The sequence below is a fragment of the Paenibacillus sp. sgz302164 genome, from assembly GCF_056120505.1.
The window spans coordinates 23,495-38,632 of the sequence record NZ_JBVYOL010000012.1; the positions used below are offsets into that span (position 1 = coordinate 23,495).

Annotated in this window: 13 protein-coding genes and 1 pseudogene; 4 read left to right on the forward strand and 10 right to left on the reverse strand. The window is 46.6% G+C overall.

From position 1 onward, the window contains the following. Nucleotides 1–229 precede the first annotated feature (229 nt). Nucleotides 230–775 (forward strand): TetR/AcrR family transcriptional regulator, encoded by a 546-nt coding sequence (locus AC0LWT_RS20115; RefSeq protein ID WP_474683048.1) that lies wholly within the window; start codon nt 230–232, stop codon nt 773–775. A 162-nt stretch (nt 776–937) separates the two neighbouring features. On the opposite strand, the pseudogene AC0LWT_RS20120 reads toward AC0LWT_RS20115, so the two are convergent. The 5 genes and pseudogenes from AC0LWT_RS20120 to AC0LWT_RS20140 all read right to left on the reverse strand — a co-directional run bounded on the left by AC0LWT_RS20120 (nt 938) and on the right by AC0LWT_RS20140 (nt 4,947). Then, nucleotides 938–1,860, reverse strand: a pseudogene (locus AC0LWT_RS20120) (aldo/keto reductase). Nucleotides 1,861–1,935: 75 nt separating this feature from the next. Then, a complete protein-coding gene (locus AC0LWT_RS20125; protein WP_474683049.1) occupies nt 1,936–2,268 on the reverse strand; it encodes a carboxymuconolactone decarboxylase family protein in 333 nt (110 codons plus the stop codon). Nucleotides 2,269–2,592: 324 nt separating this feature from the next. Beyond that, entirely contained in the window at nt 2,593–3,684 is a 1,092-nt protein-coding gene (locus tag AC0LWT_RS20130) for a sensor histidine kinase (RefSeq protein WP_474683050.1), read from the reverse strand. Further along, on the reverse strand, nt 3,674–4,366 hold the full coding sequence (locus tag AC0LWT_RS20135; RefSeq protein ID WP_474683052.1) for a response regulator: 693 nt from the start codon (nt 4,364–4,366) through the stop codon (nt 3,674–3,676). The genes AC0LWT_RS20130 and AC0LWT_RS20135 overlap by 11 nt, the downstream gene beginning before the upstream one ends. Next, on the reverse strand, nt 4,366–4,947 hold the full coding sequence (locus tag AC0LWT_RS20140) for a class I SAM-dependent methyltransferase (protein ID WP_474683259.1): 582 nt from the start codon (nt 4,945–4,947) through the stop codon (nt 4,366–4,368). Before AC0LWT_RS20140 ends, AC0LWT_RS20135 begins: the two co-directional genes overlap by 1 nt. Before the next feature lie 437 nt (nt 4,948–5,384). Here AC0LWT_RS20140 and AC0LWT_RS20145 point away from each other — a divergent pair, with 437 nt between their 5' ends. From AC0LWT_RS20145 to AC0LWT_RS20155, 3 genes are read left to right on the forward strand one after another with little or no spacing between them, the layout of a single operon-like run. Next, complete coding sequence (locus AC0LWT_RS20145) at nt 5,385–6,050, forward strand: phosphatase PAP2 family protein (RefSeq protein WP_474683053.1); 666 nt, start codon at nt 5,385–5,387, stop codon at nt 6,048–6,050. After that, nucleotides 6,050–7,246, forward strand: a complete 1,197-nt coding sequence (locus AC0LWT_RS20150; RefSeq protein WP_474683054.1) for an MGDG synthase family glycosyltransferase — start codon at nt 6,050–6,052, stop codon at nt 7,244–7,246. The genes AC0LWT_RS20145 and AC0LWT_RS20150 overlap by 1 nt, the downstream gene beginning before the upstream one ends. A 29-nt stretch (nt 7,247–7,275) precedes the next feature. Further along, on the forward strand, nt 7,276–8,040 hold the full coding sequence (locus AC0LWT_RS20155; RefSeq protein WP_474683056.1) for a polysaccharide deacetylase family protein: 765 nt from the start codon (nt 7,276–7,278) through the stop codon (nt 8,038–8,040). Nucleotides 8,041–8,052: 12 nt separating this feature from the next. Here AC0LWT_RS20155 and AC0LWT_RS20160 read toward each other — a convergent pair whose 3' ends face one another. From AC0LWT_RS20160 to AC0LWT_RS20180, 5 genes are read right to left on the reverse strand one after another with little or no spacing between them, the layout of a single operon-like run. Next, on the reverse strand, nt 8,053–9,441 hold the full coding sequence (locus tag AC0LWT_RS20160) for a sulfatase family protein (RefSeq protein ID WP_474683057.1): 1,389 nt from the start codon (nt 9,439–9,441) through the stop codon (nt 8,053–8,055). Further along, a complete protein-coding gene (locus AC0LWT_RS20165; protein WP_474683058.1) occupies nt 9,442–11,112 on the reverse strand; it encodes a glycoside hydrolase family 3 C-terminal domain-containing protein in 1,671 nt (556 codons plus the stop codon). It lies immediately after the preceding gene. Between the two features lie 34 nt (nt 11,113–11,146). Next, the gene (locus tag AC0LWT_RS20170; protein WP_474683059.1) at nt 11,147–11,914 is read right to left on the reverse strand and encodes a glycoside hydrolase family 3 protein; all 768 of its coding nucleotides are present in this window, start codon (nt 11,912–11,914) and stop codon (nt 11,147–11,149) included. Beyond that, a complete protein-coding gene (locus tag AC0LWT_RS20175) occupies nt 11,911–13,584 on the reverse strand; it encodes a sulfatase-like hydrolase/transferase (protein WP_474683060.1) in 1,674 nt (557 codons plus the stop codon). The genes AC0LWT_RS20170 and AC0LWT_RS20175 overlap by 4 nt, the downstream gene beginning before the upstream one ends. Before the next feature lie 17 nt (nt 13,585–13,601). Next, on the reverse strand, nt 13,602–15,119 hold the full coding sequence (locus AC0LWT_RS20180) for a sulfatase family protein (protein ID WP_474683061.1): 1,518 nt from the start codon (nt 15,117–15,119) through the stop codon (nt 13,602–13,604). Nucleotides 15,120–15,138 lie beyond the last annotated feature (19 nt).

Genomic DNA, 15,138 nt, shown 5'->3' on the forward strand with positions numbered 1-15,138 from the left:
TAGAAAAATAAAGGCTGCCGGGCGCCCGGCAGCCTTTATTTTGCCTAAACCGGTACAGCTTCCGCTCTCGCCTTAGAAGTTAGCCAAATATATTTGATTAATCAACTTACGTCAATTATTATATAAACAAGTCGTTTATTTTCAATAGTTAAAGAAACGCGATATGTCGATCTCTCAACACTGTACTCGAAAATGTTAATCATCTATGAAAGTTTGGTGGGTATTTACGATGGCAAAAGTGGATCGGAGAATTCTTAAAACACAGGAAGCTATGAAAAAGGCTGTCATTGAGCTGATGACTGAAAAAAATTTCGATGAAATTACAATTCAGGATATTGCCGACCGGGCAAACATAAACCGTGGAACCATTTATCTTCATTACCAGGACAAATTTGATTTATTGGATAAACTCATAGAATCTCACATTAACGAATTAGCGGAGATGGGTGAATGGGCATGCAAGCTGGATTGGAGCAATGCTCTTTTACCTTTTTTCGAATATTTTGAGAAAAATTATTTATTCTTTTCGACCATGTTAGCGAGTAAAGGGGCCCCTTCTTTTAGAACACGGCTGCTTGATTTTATTACGGAAGGATTCAAAGGAGAGATTGACAGAGAAAGCGGAAGAAATACGGATTTAAGCGAAGACGTTATGTTGCAATATTCTGGGACCGCTTATGTAGGTATAATTGAATGGTGGATCAGAAATGGAATGCCATACCCTCCTCAAGCAATGGCCAAACAAGTTGGGGCCTTATTAGAAAGAAGTCTATAGTCCATGTATAACAAGAGCGTCCTGCTTCATTGTCAGGACGCTCTTGACGCGTAATATTCCAATAACACCCATTTATGTATTTATAATTCCGAAAACTCCAATGGTCAAAATAAATATAAGTAAATTATTTCGTTTAGCCCCCAAAAAAACCTCCTGGATAGTTTACCTCCACTTGCCAGTTAATACCTCTGTTCGATCTGTAGCGGGGCATGGCGTTCTTGATAAATTCGAAATTTCAACGTACATCTCTGCTGTCATTTTAAAATCGGCTGCCGCCAACGAGTCCTCCAATTGGTTTAAATTGCGGGCACCTATGATCGGCGCAGTAACAGCAGGGTTTGCCATAACCCAAGCAACAGCTAAAGTTGCAGGATTCACATGATGTGATTGCGCATACTTGGTGATTTCTTCAGCCGTAACAAAATCCTCATCGGCACCATAACGATCTTTGTAGCGGGCATCCTCTACAAGACGACCCTGTTCAGGACGTTTGTTTACCCCATATTTACCGGTTAATAACCCCCCGCCAAGCGGGTTGTACGTAATGACTCCAATTTGTTCGGACTTCGCCATGGGTAAAATTTCGACTTCAGCCTGACGCTTAACCAAGCTGTACATCGGTTCGATTAATTCGAAACGAGCCAATTGCTCTTTTGCAGAAATTCCAAGAGCTTTGGTGATTTGCCACGCTGCCCAATTGCTTGCAGCAGGGTAAAGAATCTTGCCTTGCCGCTGCAAATCGTCCAATGCTCGTAACATTTCTTCCATTGCTGTACTTTCATCGAAGTCGTGAAGAAAATAAAAATCAATATAGTCCGTTTTTAAGCGTCTTAGGCTGGCTTCAACATTTTGTATAATGTTTCGTCTTGAGGTGCCCAATGCGTTGACATCAGGACGGAATGACCAAAAGACTTTCGTAGTTATAATGACGTTTTCCCGCTCGTGGGCGATACATTCCCCTAAAATTTCTTCAGAACGTCCCTCACCATAACCATAGCTGTATCAAAGAAGTTGATACCCGCTTCCCGGCAGCGTTTATACATGTCTTTCGATGTTTTTTCATCGGCATTTGCACCAAAAGACATAGTACCGAAACATAAATTAGAAACCTTGATTCCTGTTTTTCCTACAGTACGATATTCTATAATAACATCTCCTTTTTAGGGGATAATTTCATTTATACAATGTAAAGCGTTGAGTGTTCTCGGAAATCCCATATAAGGAAGGCAGTGTGTAATGGCGGTGATCAATGTTTCCTTGTCATTGCCCACATTTTTGTTACCCTGCACATGTGCTTTAACTTGACCATCAGCACCACCCAATGCACTAACAATGCAGAGTGTCAGCAGCTCCCTTGTTTTCAAGTCAAGCCCGCTACGAGTATAAAAGTCCCCGAAACAGAAAGCAGAAAGATAATCCTGTATGTGTTTTTGGTTTGCCGGAGCACTTTCGCGCATTTTTGCAATGATATCACCAAAAATCTCTGCCTGCACCGCAAGTCCCTTGTCAAAACGATTCTCTTCACCAGCACTCCATCACCAAATAGCTGTTTGTATTTTTCCTTGCTCTTTTCAATTCGATTCATGACTATGCCTCCTTCCTGCATTCATTAGATATTATCATGTAAATTGATTAGTTGCTTATAATATTCGACAATGATTGATTTTTCAACTCATGTCTATATTTTAAACGTAATCAGGACAATTGCAATCGTCAAATCCGCGTGATGTGTGGATTACTCAACAAGCCATCAACAATTGTTGAATTAAAACCATTCCCCACCCCAAAATGCCGAAAACATTGATTTTCCGGGCGTTTCAAGGTGGGTTTCTGAAGGGAACCTCAATTGTAAAAACAAAAATACCATTCTTATGCGTTAGTGTTAAAGTTCCTCCATGCAGTTCGATAATATTTCTGGCGATGGAAAGTCCTAATCCGGTCCCGTTCTGAATGCCTTCACTGCTCCGCGAATGATCAACTTTATAAAAACGATCAAACAGTTTGTCTTCTTGTTCTTGCGTAAGGGGTTGTCCTTTATTTTCGACCTCGATGTAAAATCGTTGATTATCCGTCCTTAATAATATGTGAATAGTACCCGGCTTAACGGAATACTTGAGAGCGTTCATCAGCAGATTATCGATAGCTCTGGCAAATTTACCACCGTCAATCAAGGCAATAACAGGGGAATGACCTGTCTTTTTAACGATTTGAATTCCGTTTTCCTGAGCAAGCGGTTCGAATTCAAACAGCATCTGGTCGAGTAGTTGATGTACATCAATCGTTTCCAAATGTAATTGGATGTCGGAAGTTATAAGACGCGTATATTCAAACAAATCATCGATTAGCTTTTTTAAATGAACGGCTTTGTTGTACGTGTTTTGAACAAACCGTGTATATTCAACTCTGTTTTGAAATGAATCCGTTCTTAACAGTTCCAAATAGCCAATAATACTCGTAAGCGGCGTGCGCAAATCGTGGGAAACGCCCGTAATCAGCTCCATTTTGGAGCTTTCGATTTTACGTTCCTTTTCGATCTGCCGCTGCAACCGTTCCGTCATCAAATTGATGTTAAGCGCGACCCGTCCGAGTTCATCTTTGCGAATGACAGGAACCCGAAATGACAAATTACCTTCGGAGATGGTTTGAAGCCCATCAGCCAAAGCAATGATGTACTTAACCATGCGACGGGTCAGTTTATAAAAAGAAAAAATGAAGGCTATTACAAAAGAAACAGGGGCAAGATTAAAAAAGTAGTATCCCGTTTGAAATCGATTTACAAAAAAACTGACACTAATGTCTACAATGACGAAGCAGAATATTGCAATGACAAAACTAAATGCGGACGCCCAAAATAATTCAAAGCGAATGCTTCTTTTACCGCTTATCAGATGGGACCAATTATTTTTCAATTTTGTACCCAACTCCCCAAACGGTTTTAATATATCGCGGCTCTCTTGGGAGATCCTCTATTTTTTCGCGCAAATTCCGAATGTGAACCATTACCGTATTATTTGTATATCCGGACGGTTCATTCCACACGCTTTCGTAAATTTTATCCGCGCTAAATACTTGCCCCGGGTGGCTTACGAGTAATTCCAGTATGGAAAACTCTAGCGGCGTCAGCGAAATTTCGGTTCCTTTCATCGTTACGGAATGCTTAGCTTTGTCGATAACGAGGTCTTGGATACGGATTAGAGAATCGTTTGGTTCGTTTGGTTCTTTCTCCGCGAACGTTTGCCGCCTTAGCTGAGCTTTGACTCGCGCCAGCAGTTCTAATGGATTAAAGGGCTTCGTAACGTAATCGTCGGCACCGGTAGTGAGACCTGTAATTTTGTCAATATCTTCTTCCTTTGCCGAGAGCATGATTATAGGGAGCTTTGAAGTTTCCCTGATTTTGAAGCAAGTTGTAATGCCATCCATTCGGGGCATCATCACATCCAAGATCACCAGATGGACAGAATTTGACTTTAATACCTCTAACGCTTCCAGACCGTCTGCAGCCTCTAGAACGCAATATCCTTCGTTTCGTAAATATACATGAATAACATCCCTAATTTCCGAATCGTCATCGACGACAAGCACTGTAATCATTACGCTTTGCTCCTTTTACGGCATATATAAACAAAAGCCGGAGGGAAATTGAGCGGCACGAAATCGATTTTATCAATAATGAAATTTTGGGATAAATGTTTCTTCATCTGGAGGGAGTATTGAAAAGCGATAAAATAGCCCCCCGGTTTTAATGCTTCGGTAATTTGATTAATTAAAGTTTCTCTTAGATCGCTCGTAAAATTAAAAAAGGGTAATCCGCTAATCACGCAGTCCAATTGATTGATGCCTTTCTGCTTCATGATTTCAGTTAAATGGCAGGCGTTTGAATGACATCCGAAATTGGGGTAATTTGTTTGCAAATCGCTCTTCATCTTATCGTCCATTTCAAACAATAATACCTTAGTAGATCCATTTACTCGCGGTTTGATAAAGCGTGTGATAGCTCCTGTGCCGGAACCGAGCTCAGCGATTGCGGTTACATCATTCCATGGCACAGATTGAACCATTTTACCGGCCAGAAACCGTGAACTGGGAATGACACTTCCGACTCGCCTTGGATTGTTAATAAATCGTTGGAAGAACGTTACATACTGATTTGAAGTCAAATGACTCCCCCCCATTTCCCTTATTTTCTTCATTTATGGATTAGCTCATGCAGCAAAGAACGATTTAAAACTTTTATGTGATTATATTAATGGATAAATCTAAGGAACCTGTGGGGATATTTTTTAAGAAAATCTGAAGAAATGCATACAAAAATCTCTTTGAACTTTTTGTCACGCAGAATGCAGGAAAGGCCTGGTTAGCTTTTAAGCAAGCTAATCAGGCCTTAACTTTTCCATCCTAAGAATTTCTTTAGAAAGATCCCCCTGGAATCTTCAATAGTTCGCCCTATACTCTACCTATACATTTAGGGACTGGGGGGCATGCCGTTGAAACGGGTAGGGTTTGCCTTTGTTGTTACACTGGTGCTGTGTATCAGCTATTACATCAGCAAATAGACGCAGCACGTTTTATATGGGTATCGTATTAACAAATCATTCAGGAGGAATTCAACATGAATATACAACGGATCAAACCGCTTTTGCTTACTTTAAGTTCGCTATTGATTATTCCGCTGATCGGCACGATTTACGTTTATCTCAATCATGCCGGAGGAGCCGCGCATAGCTTGGTTACCGATTTGGATCGTCAGCTTCCTTTTTTGAAAATTTTCATTCTTCCCTATATGGGTTGGTACGCTTTCCTTATTCTTGCCTTCATCTATTTGGCTGTGAAGCAGCGCGAGGCTTATTACGAAACATTGCTCCATTTCGTCTTCGGCCTTCTTGCGTGCTATGCCATCTACGCTCTCTATCAAACTTATGTACCGCGGCCTGAGCTTGTCGGAGACGACTTCCTGACAAAAGCTGTCCGCTACGTATACAGCAAAGATGAGCCAATCAACTGTTTTCCCAGCACGCATGTGCTGACGTCTTACTTGATGATGAAAGCCTATCTTCGATCTACATCGGTCGCTAGGCCCATCCGCATTGCGGTTGCCATCATGTCTCTGCTGATCATCGCCTCCACCCAATTCGTCAAACAGCACGTCCTGCTTGACATTGCAGGCGCCATTGCCGTAGCCGAAACGGTGATCTATGCGCTAGGCCGCGTACGGCAGCTTTGGTTCGGCAGTACCTATACGCCAGGTATGTTGAAGCAAAGCGAGGTGCTTAAGTAATGCAGCGCGAAAAAATATTGCTGTTGACAGGATCCCTGGGCGACGGTCACATCCAGGCCGCGAAAGCCATTATGGAGGCGGCGAAGCTGCGCTGCCCGGAAGCGGAGATCGTCACCGTCGATTTTATGGAATGGGTCCATCCGCGTCTGCATGCAGTCGGCCAGTTCTGCTACTTGCAGTGGATGAAGAACCTGCCTTCCATGTACGGATACTTATACCGCAAAACGCGCAGTGACAACAAATGGTCCACCTTGTTCAAAAAAATCCGCTCCTTCCGTACCTATCGGATGATGGAGCTGCTGCGAAGCGTGCAGCCGACGAAGGTTGTCAGCACGTTCCCTGGAGCCGCGGCCGCGATGTCCTTCCTCCGTTCCAACGGGCTTACGGGATTGCCGACAGCCACTATAATAACTGATTATACCGATCATAGTTATTGGGTCCATCCTTTTACCGACCGCTATCTGGTAGGAGCCGAGCATGTGAAGGAAGCGCTTCTGCAGCACGGAGTACCGGGATCCCAGATCGAAGTGACCGGCATTCCGATCCGTCACTCCTTCTCCAATGCTTATGACCGCGATCAACTTCGCGGGAAATATGGGTTACAACCGAATCAGTCTGTCGTTCTTGTCATGGGAGGAGGCTGCGGTTTGATCGGCAAAGAATTGTTGTCTCAATTGCAAAGCAGCGGTCTTCCGGGAAATGTACAGTTCGTTATTGTCTGCGGACGCAACAAGAAACTGCAGACGACGCTGGAGGAAGAAGTACAGCGGCTGGAAGAGTCGGGAGCTAATCTGCACAACTATCGGATTACCGGCTATGTGAACGAAGTCCATGAGCTTATGGCCTTATCCGATCTGATCGTGACGAAGCCGGGTGGCCTCACCGTTACCGAAGCGCTTTCGCTGGAGCTTCCGATGCTGCTGTTTAAACCGCTGCCGGGTCAAGAGCGGGACAATGCCGCTTACCTTGTCGGTGCCGGCGCCGCGCTGGAGGCATCCGACGAGAGCGAGTTAGCGGATTATCTGCAGCTGCTGTTGGCCAACAGATCGCATCTAAGCCGCATGAAGCTGGCAGCCCGGCGGATCAGCCGTAAACATAGCGCCGCGACTGCCTTGGAGGCGATTATGGAGATGGAAAACCAATACGTTCCCACGCAAAGCGGCGGCAGGCCGTTAATCGCTGCTGCGAATGCGTAAGAGCCGCCTTTGAAAGGATGAAGCTTTCCTTGATAAATATAAATAGACCTGTTTTTATAATTATTACCGGTATCCTTATTTTGTATGTGATCGTCCCATTCGTTCTTACCCGCATCCTCGGCATAGGCGTTATCCGCAAAGGCGCAGTTCCGCGGGAAGTCGCTTTCACCTTTGACGACGGGCCGAATCCGGTTTACACGCCGTTCCTTCTCGATTTGCTGCACAAATACGGGGTCAAAGCCACTTTCTTCGTGCTCGGAGAAAAAGCTGCAGCCCACCCGGACCTGATCCGGCGCATGTGGCGTGAAGGGCATCTCATCGGCATCCATAACTACACACACCGGATGAACATCCTAATGCCCCCATGGGCGGTACGACGCGATGTTGAACGGTCCGCAGACACAGTCGAGTCCATCACCGGCGTACGCCCCTGCTATTACCGTCCTCCATGGGGGCTCTTCTCCCTTTGCGATCTGTTTCTCGCCAAACGGTATACATTCGCACTATGGTCTGTGATGGGCTTCGATTGGCGCCGAAACACTGCGGAGAACAATCTGAAGGACAAGCTGATGCGCCAAATAACCTCCGCTTCCGCTCCAGACGGAGAAGGCGCCATTGTGCTGCTTCACGACTGCGGAAATACTTGGGGTGCAGATCCCGAAGCGCCGAAATACATGCTTCTCGCCTTGGAGGGAGTATTATCCGAGCTCAAGGACGCCAATCTTCGTTACGTCCGGCTGGAAGAGATGACATTGGCTTCAAGCATAGCGCACTCCGCGGATGACTCAGGTTGATTCAAAACACATTTACCTATACGTCGCGTAATCTAAAAATCTCTGTGCTAGCCTTTTTGAGAAATCCTTCATTAACTCCGGGTGTTCGGCAGCGATGTTGATTGTTTCGTCTGGATCGTTAAGTAAGTCATACAGCTCCGGCTTATCGTTAATGTTTTGAATATACTTATATCGATCTGTACGGATACATTTAAAGTTCTCTCCGCAGGTTACGGCATCTTTGCGGTGCGTCTCTCCTTTTCCCTGAAGAACGTGCAAAAATGATTGGGAATCGTACAATCGTCCATCTGGGGGGAGATTAGCCAGTTCGCAACACGTGGCGTTAAGATCGATCAATTCAATCATCGCGTCAGAAATTTTGCCTGCTTCGATTCCAGATCCCGATATAATTAGGGGTACATGAATCGATGACTCATACGCCAACGACTTCGTATACATCCCGTGATCACCGAGCATCTCGCCATGGTCGCTAGTGAATATCATATATGTGTTATCCAGCATCCCTCTCCTCTCCAAGCTATCCAAAATCAGCCCGATCTGGTCGTCTATCGCTTCCATGGATGCACAGTATTGGCGGCGAGTTTCGGCTATTTTTTCCGGATCCTCCGTCTTCACACGTCCTTGAACCCAACCCGGCTTACCTTCGCGAACCAGCTTAATTGCCTCTGGCATTACCGCGGCTCTATACCGATTAGCATACTTTGAGGGGGGATCATATGGATCATGCGGACCAACAAAGCTGACAAAATGAAACCATGGAAAGTCATCGGGCACATTGTCTATCCAGGCAGCTCCCCGTCTCCCGATATAACAATCTGCGAAGGCTTCGGTAGGAAGCACCGAGTCTCTACAATCAAGCGCAAACCCATTTTTTCGGCGTATATGGTAATAGTCCTCGTGGAACGCATCGTACAAACCTAATTCTTGCAAATAGAAGCCGTACGGTCCTTGCGGTTGTGGGTATAAGCCGGCATGCATCTTTCCTTCCACTTCCTCAGGATGCGTGAAACCCCATTGATAGACGCACGGTCGGTCCCCATAACGCCCGTTATACGGATCCGGTTTTGCCAAATCAAGTTTCCCGACACAGCCAACGCGGTAACCGTTGTCGCGAAATCGTTGGTAGAATGTCGGAGTATGCGGTTGCAGATAGGATTCATTGTTCAAAGCACCGAGACGGCCGGGGTGCACTCCTGCGGCCAGACCTATCCGGGAAGGCACACAAAGAGGAGAATTTGTAAAACAATTTGTAAATAAAGTTCCCCTCGAAGCGATTCGATCCACGTTTGGCGTACGGATAAAATCGGCTCCCGCACATCCTAAATAATCAAAACGCAGCTGGTCTACCATAATAAATAAAAGGTTTGGTTTCACTTCAGAAGTCCCTTCCTTTTTCCTCAATTAATCCGCTATCCTAACCTCTGCAAAAAACTCTCTGTCATTCCCTACAACCGTCCGTTTCCCCACAATTTCAAAGGTATCTTCCAAGCGGATATCTGTTGAGGAAGAACCTATCATAAGAGACATCATTCCGGGCTCAATGATCCATTCCATCTTACGATCCAAGAAAGATAGCTGACTCATTGCTATATGGAAGGTTACATGCTTCTCTTCCCCGGCTTGAAGATGAATTCGCCCAAATCCGGCCAGTTCTTTGACAGGGCGTGCGATAGACGCAATTAAATCTGCAATATATAATTGGATAACTTCATCCCCGGCTTTAGAACCGGAGTTTTTAACCTTACACGAAACCGTCAGAACCTCTTCAGGCCTCACCTCTTTACTCGACAATTCCAGATGCGAGTAGGAAAATTGTGTATAAGACAGGCCATGGCCGAAAGGATAAAGCGGATCCAAAGATTCGTTTACGTATCCCTCCTTGGTGACAAACATGTCCACCCCGCGTCCTTCGTAACCGCTCCCGTTTCGATGGGCATAGTAGACTGGTATTTGCCCCGCGCTTCTGGCAACGCTGACCGGCAGCTTTCCTCCTGGAGTATAATCGCCGAGGAGGATGTCCGCGATGGCACGTCCCCCTGATTGCCCGGGATGCCAAACTTCTAAAATCGCAGGAATATGCTCGGCTATCCAAGGACTGCTGAGCGGACGGGCACTCATATGAACGAGAACGATAGGCGTACCGGAAGCATAGACGGCCTTCACAAGGTTTTCCTGTATTCCGGATAGGCCGATCTGGGAGGAATCATTCCCTTCTCCTGTAGTACACGGCTTACCGAAGCCATCCTTCCCGCCGATTGCCATGATGACGATATCTGCTTTTTGTGCATGCCGAACCGCTTCTTCAACATCCGTTTGATTATGGCTGTCGAGATCGCAACCTTTGCTGTACGTTACTTCCGCATGTTGCAGCCTGTTTTTCAGTTCGCTGTAAATCGAAGAAATATAAGGATAAGCTTTTGGTAAATATGCCGTTTCCAGCTCATGCAATTGTTCTTCGTAAGGTACGTTGGAATTCCCTGTTACTTCGACGCCAACCATTTTCGCCATGCCAAAAAATAACTCTTTACTTGCAGGATGGGAGTAGCCGCCGAATAAATTACGCAAGGTGTGAGCGTTGGGACCAATGACGGCCACCTTGCTGCAGTTTTTGGCCAAAGGCAACAATTCCCCTTCATTCTTGATGAGAACCACCGATTCCCGCGCCATCTTCAGCGCCAACTCTTCGTCACCCTGTTGATGAAAAACAGATTCAATCCGTTCCATTTCAGGGTACGGGTTCTCGAATATCCCTAACCGGAACTTGATTTCGAGCACTCTTCGTACGGATCTGTCTACGTATGACATCTCTACTTCTCCGGCTATTATCGCCTCAAGTAACAGGGTGCCGTATCCGTTTGTGTGCGGAAGCTCCATATCCATACCCGCTTTAATCGCCTGAATGCCTGCGTCCTGCATATCCTTCGCCGTTTTGAAAGAAGTGACCAGCTTATCGATAGACCTGTAATCCGATACGGTAAGCCCCGGGAAGCCCAGCTCTCCGCGTAAAAAGTCCGACAGAACGGCCTCCGATGCAATAATCGGTTCTCCGTCCAGCGTACTGTAGGAGTTCATGACGGAGGCGATATCCGCTTTGCGGATTACGGCTTCAAACGGTTTGGCATAGACCTCGCGAAGAGTGCGTGGAGGAATTTGTTCCTCCGTCATATTGAGTGCGCCCTCTGTCATGGAGTAGCCCAGGATCGCGAAGAGTGCGTGGAGGAATTTGTTCCTCCGTCATATTGAGTGCGCCCTCTGTCATGGAGTAGCCCAGGAAATGCTTGGCTGTAGCCGCGACGCCTTCCTTTAGGTTTTGTCCCTGTACTCCCGTAACATAAGCGACCCCCAAGCTGGAAATTAACGTCGGGTCCTCGCCGTATGTTTCACCTATCCGCCCCCAGCGCGGATCGCGTCCCACATCCAGAACTGGCGAAAGTGCTTGCCGGATTCCCAGGGATCGGAGCTGCTTCTTAACTACCTCTGCCATCCCGCGCATATTTTCCGGATTCCATGCAGCCCCCAAACCGATAGCTAACGGGAAGCTTGTAGCGCCCGGAACCATGGCCCCGGACAACGCCTCTCCATGAAAAAGGGCCGGAATCCCCAGTCTGTTTGTTTCCACGCAAAGGTTCTGAATCCATGTAATGAGCTCCGCAATAGTACGGGGGCTATCCAATTTTCCAAATAAAATGGTTGATATTTGTCCGATTCCGTTACTTATCGCCTGTTCCTGCCGATCATCGGTAAGATGTGGATTCCACATGATACAGCCTAATTGTGCGATTTTTTCTTCAAGCGTCATTCTTGACAGTAAATCGTCTATCCGTTCTTCAACAGGCAGACTGCTGTTTTGATAGGGAAGATTATTGGGATTCATATTGATTTCTCTCCTAATGGGCTCGAGGCGTACATTCCGGAATACGCCGCGGTTACTTCCTTGCTGTCTTTATATCCGATGCGGGATGCTCGCGCTCTGATCATTGTCTCTCCATTTTTCAATAGGATGGGTTCGGTATAGAGCTTCCAACGCGGCTCAGTAGCCCCCTCTGTTTCTATAGAATAGGCAATGGACGCGCCCTGCGTTGCGCAATGAAGCATAATAACCGTTGGCTCGGAAAATTCCCCTTCCGCCGAGGCATCCGTACCACGTAATTGATTGTTTATCGGAATGAAGATCGGAGCCGCTGTTTGAGGCTGTACCCCTCCGGGCCACATTCCTGCCACCATCCGGTCTTCAGGGATATCCCCCCACTTATCATACATTTCCCGCCATTCATCCAGTGCATTGCTCAAGCGCTCCAACTCATCCCGATAATCAGGGTCATCGGCCAAATTGTGCAATTCGTAAGGATCATTCACGCAGTCATACAGTTCTTCCGCGGGACGTTTGTTTGCCATTAGCAGCTCCTGCTCCGGGCTTAGAGTTCCATTCAACTTCAGTTGCCATAGATCATGATACATCGGATGCGAGTGGCTGAAAGGAATCCAGAGCAGATATGGCTTCTCAGGGTAATAATTGCGAATATATTTATATCTTTGATCTCGCACGGCACGCACCATATCATAGGACTCGTCATAACGGTCGCGAGTGGCGTATATATATTCCCGGCGTTTCGATCGCTCGCCCAGGAACACGTTCCCCTGAAGATGCTGCGGTGCAGGGGCGCCGGTCAAGGATAGGACCGTTGGCGCTAAATCAATAAGGCTGACCATTTGTTCATCAATCCCATGTTTCGGCCCATTAGGCTGCCGAACAATGAGGGGAATACGAATTCCGGCATCGTAAGGCCAGCGTTTGGCACGCGGGAGTCCCTCGCCGTGATCGCTCCAAAGGAACACGATCGTGTTTTCCGCCAATCCGTCCTCATCAAGCTGACGAAGCAGTTCCCCTACATAAGCATCGGCCTCTTCAATAAGATCATAATATTTGGCGAGTGCCAGCCGGGACTCAGGCGTGTCCGGCAGGTATGGAGGAATCACCACCCGAGCAGGGTCTGTCCTAACCTCTTTATCGAAATCCCCGTTCGGATAATACTTTTTCCTGATCATTTCCGACCACATCATGCTTTCATGAGTACAAATGAAATTAAAGACTGCGAAGAAGGGCTGATCAGGCTCCCGGTTCCTCCAGTGAGCTTGCATACCGTTTTCGTCCCAGGCGGTTAATGGCGGATCAAACTGATAGTCTGTCTTGAAATTATTCGTACAATAATACCCTTCCGCGCGTAAATATTCCGTAAAGGTCTTCACATAAGGCTGTGGAACCGCTTGATAAGGAGTAGGCAATTCTGGCGTATATTCATTCGTATGTTCTGTCCTCATATGGTGCGTTCCAATAAAAGTTTGATACATGCCGGTGATAATAGCCGAGCGGCTTGGTGCGCATACACCGGCCGTGCAGTATGCGTTAGTATAGACGATCCCGTCTTCCGCAAGCTTATCGATGTTTGGAGTTCTTGCTAACCGATCGCCATAGCAGCCGAATCGCGGGCTGGTGTCCTCAAGAGAGATCCACAAAATATTAGGTTTTCTGGTTCCCGTTTGCATTCACTTCAACTCCTTCATTAGTGTAATAAATCAAGCTGCTCAAGAAGACAATTTAAACGTTCTTCCGCTTCTCTTCCTTTCATTTGTCTAACTTCGTTGATCACTCTTCTGGCTACCGGGGCTTTGATCTTTTGCGTGTCCAAGCGGTTTAAAGTAGCATCCGCGTATTCGTGATAATACTGAACATCCATCAAATCCGCCCGCCAGGTTAACAATGCTTGCAGCATGCGATTGCGAATCTCTGCGTAATTCTCGTCATCAAAAAGACTGTTTCTCTCCAATGGATCAGACACGCGATCGAACAACTGCCCCGCCGCCTCGTCAAAATAATACGTAAGCTTCCAACGATTTGTCGCGATCGCAGCCGATTTGAACAAAGTTGCCGCCGCGTACTTGCGTGGCGATGCTTCGCCTTGCTTCAGCGGGCTAAACAAATCGAAACCCTGCATCGTTTCAGATTGTATACCTGCGGCCCCTAATATCGTTGTCGGTATATCGTTCCACGTCACAAAGTCTCGAACTTCATCCGCCGGCAAGGTACCCGGCATACTCATAATAAAAGGTACGCGCCATGAAGCGTCGAAATAATTGTGCTTATCATTAAATCCGTGGTCGAACAACTGCAATCCATGATCGGAAGAAAAAATAACGAGAGTGTTCTCGCGCAGCCCGGATTCGTCCAGATATCGCAGCAGTCGTCCGACCTGTTCGTCACAATAAGCGGCTAAACCGTAGTAAAGTTTGCGAAGCTGATCCACCTTTTCTTTCAATTCTTCCCGGTATACGACGCCTTTTGCTGTCTCTAGCTGTTCAAGCGCATGATTAAAGTTCTCATTTTGATAAGAGACTGAGTCCCTCAATCCGAGAAGAGCCTTCATTTGCTTCGGAAACCCGTCGATTTCTCCCGGAACGAAGTTGGCCTCAGGCAAACTTATGTTTTCGTACAATTCCGCCCACTTGCCCGGGGGATCTATCGGTTCATGCGGACTCACCATGGAGCAGTAGGCAAAGAACGGCTCACTCTGCTCTTGTTCCCATCTATCCAACTCCTGGATGGTCTTATCGACCAAAAAGGCCTCCATAAACAAATGGTCCGGCACCGGATTCGGATGATGGCTTATCCGACTGTAACCGTGCTTTGCAATATGCTCCGCATAACAATCGGAGGCATTAACCATTTTTTCAGTCACAATATGCTTGACATCAAAAGAGTCAGGCACCGGTCCGAAGTGGGCCTTCCCAATGATCATATTGTAGTACCCGGCTTTTTTCAGCAAATCCGGCAGCGTTGGAAAATGTGTTCTTCTTTCCACACCGTTTTCAATGCAGCCATGGACAGGCGTATGTAATCCCGTGATCAGGCTGCATCTTGCCGGCATACACACAGGCGAAGATGTGTGCCCTTGTTTAAAAAGCACGCCTTCCTTGGCAAGTTTGTCCAAATTGGGCGAAACGGCAAATGAGCTGCCCATGCAGGCTAACGTATCCCATCGCTGGGAGTCCGTCGTAATCAACAAAATGTTCGGTTTACTCATGTTCTCACCCTCACGAATC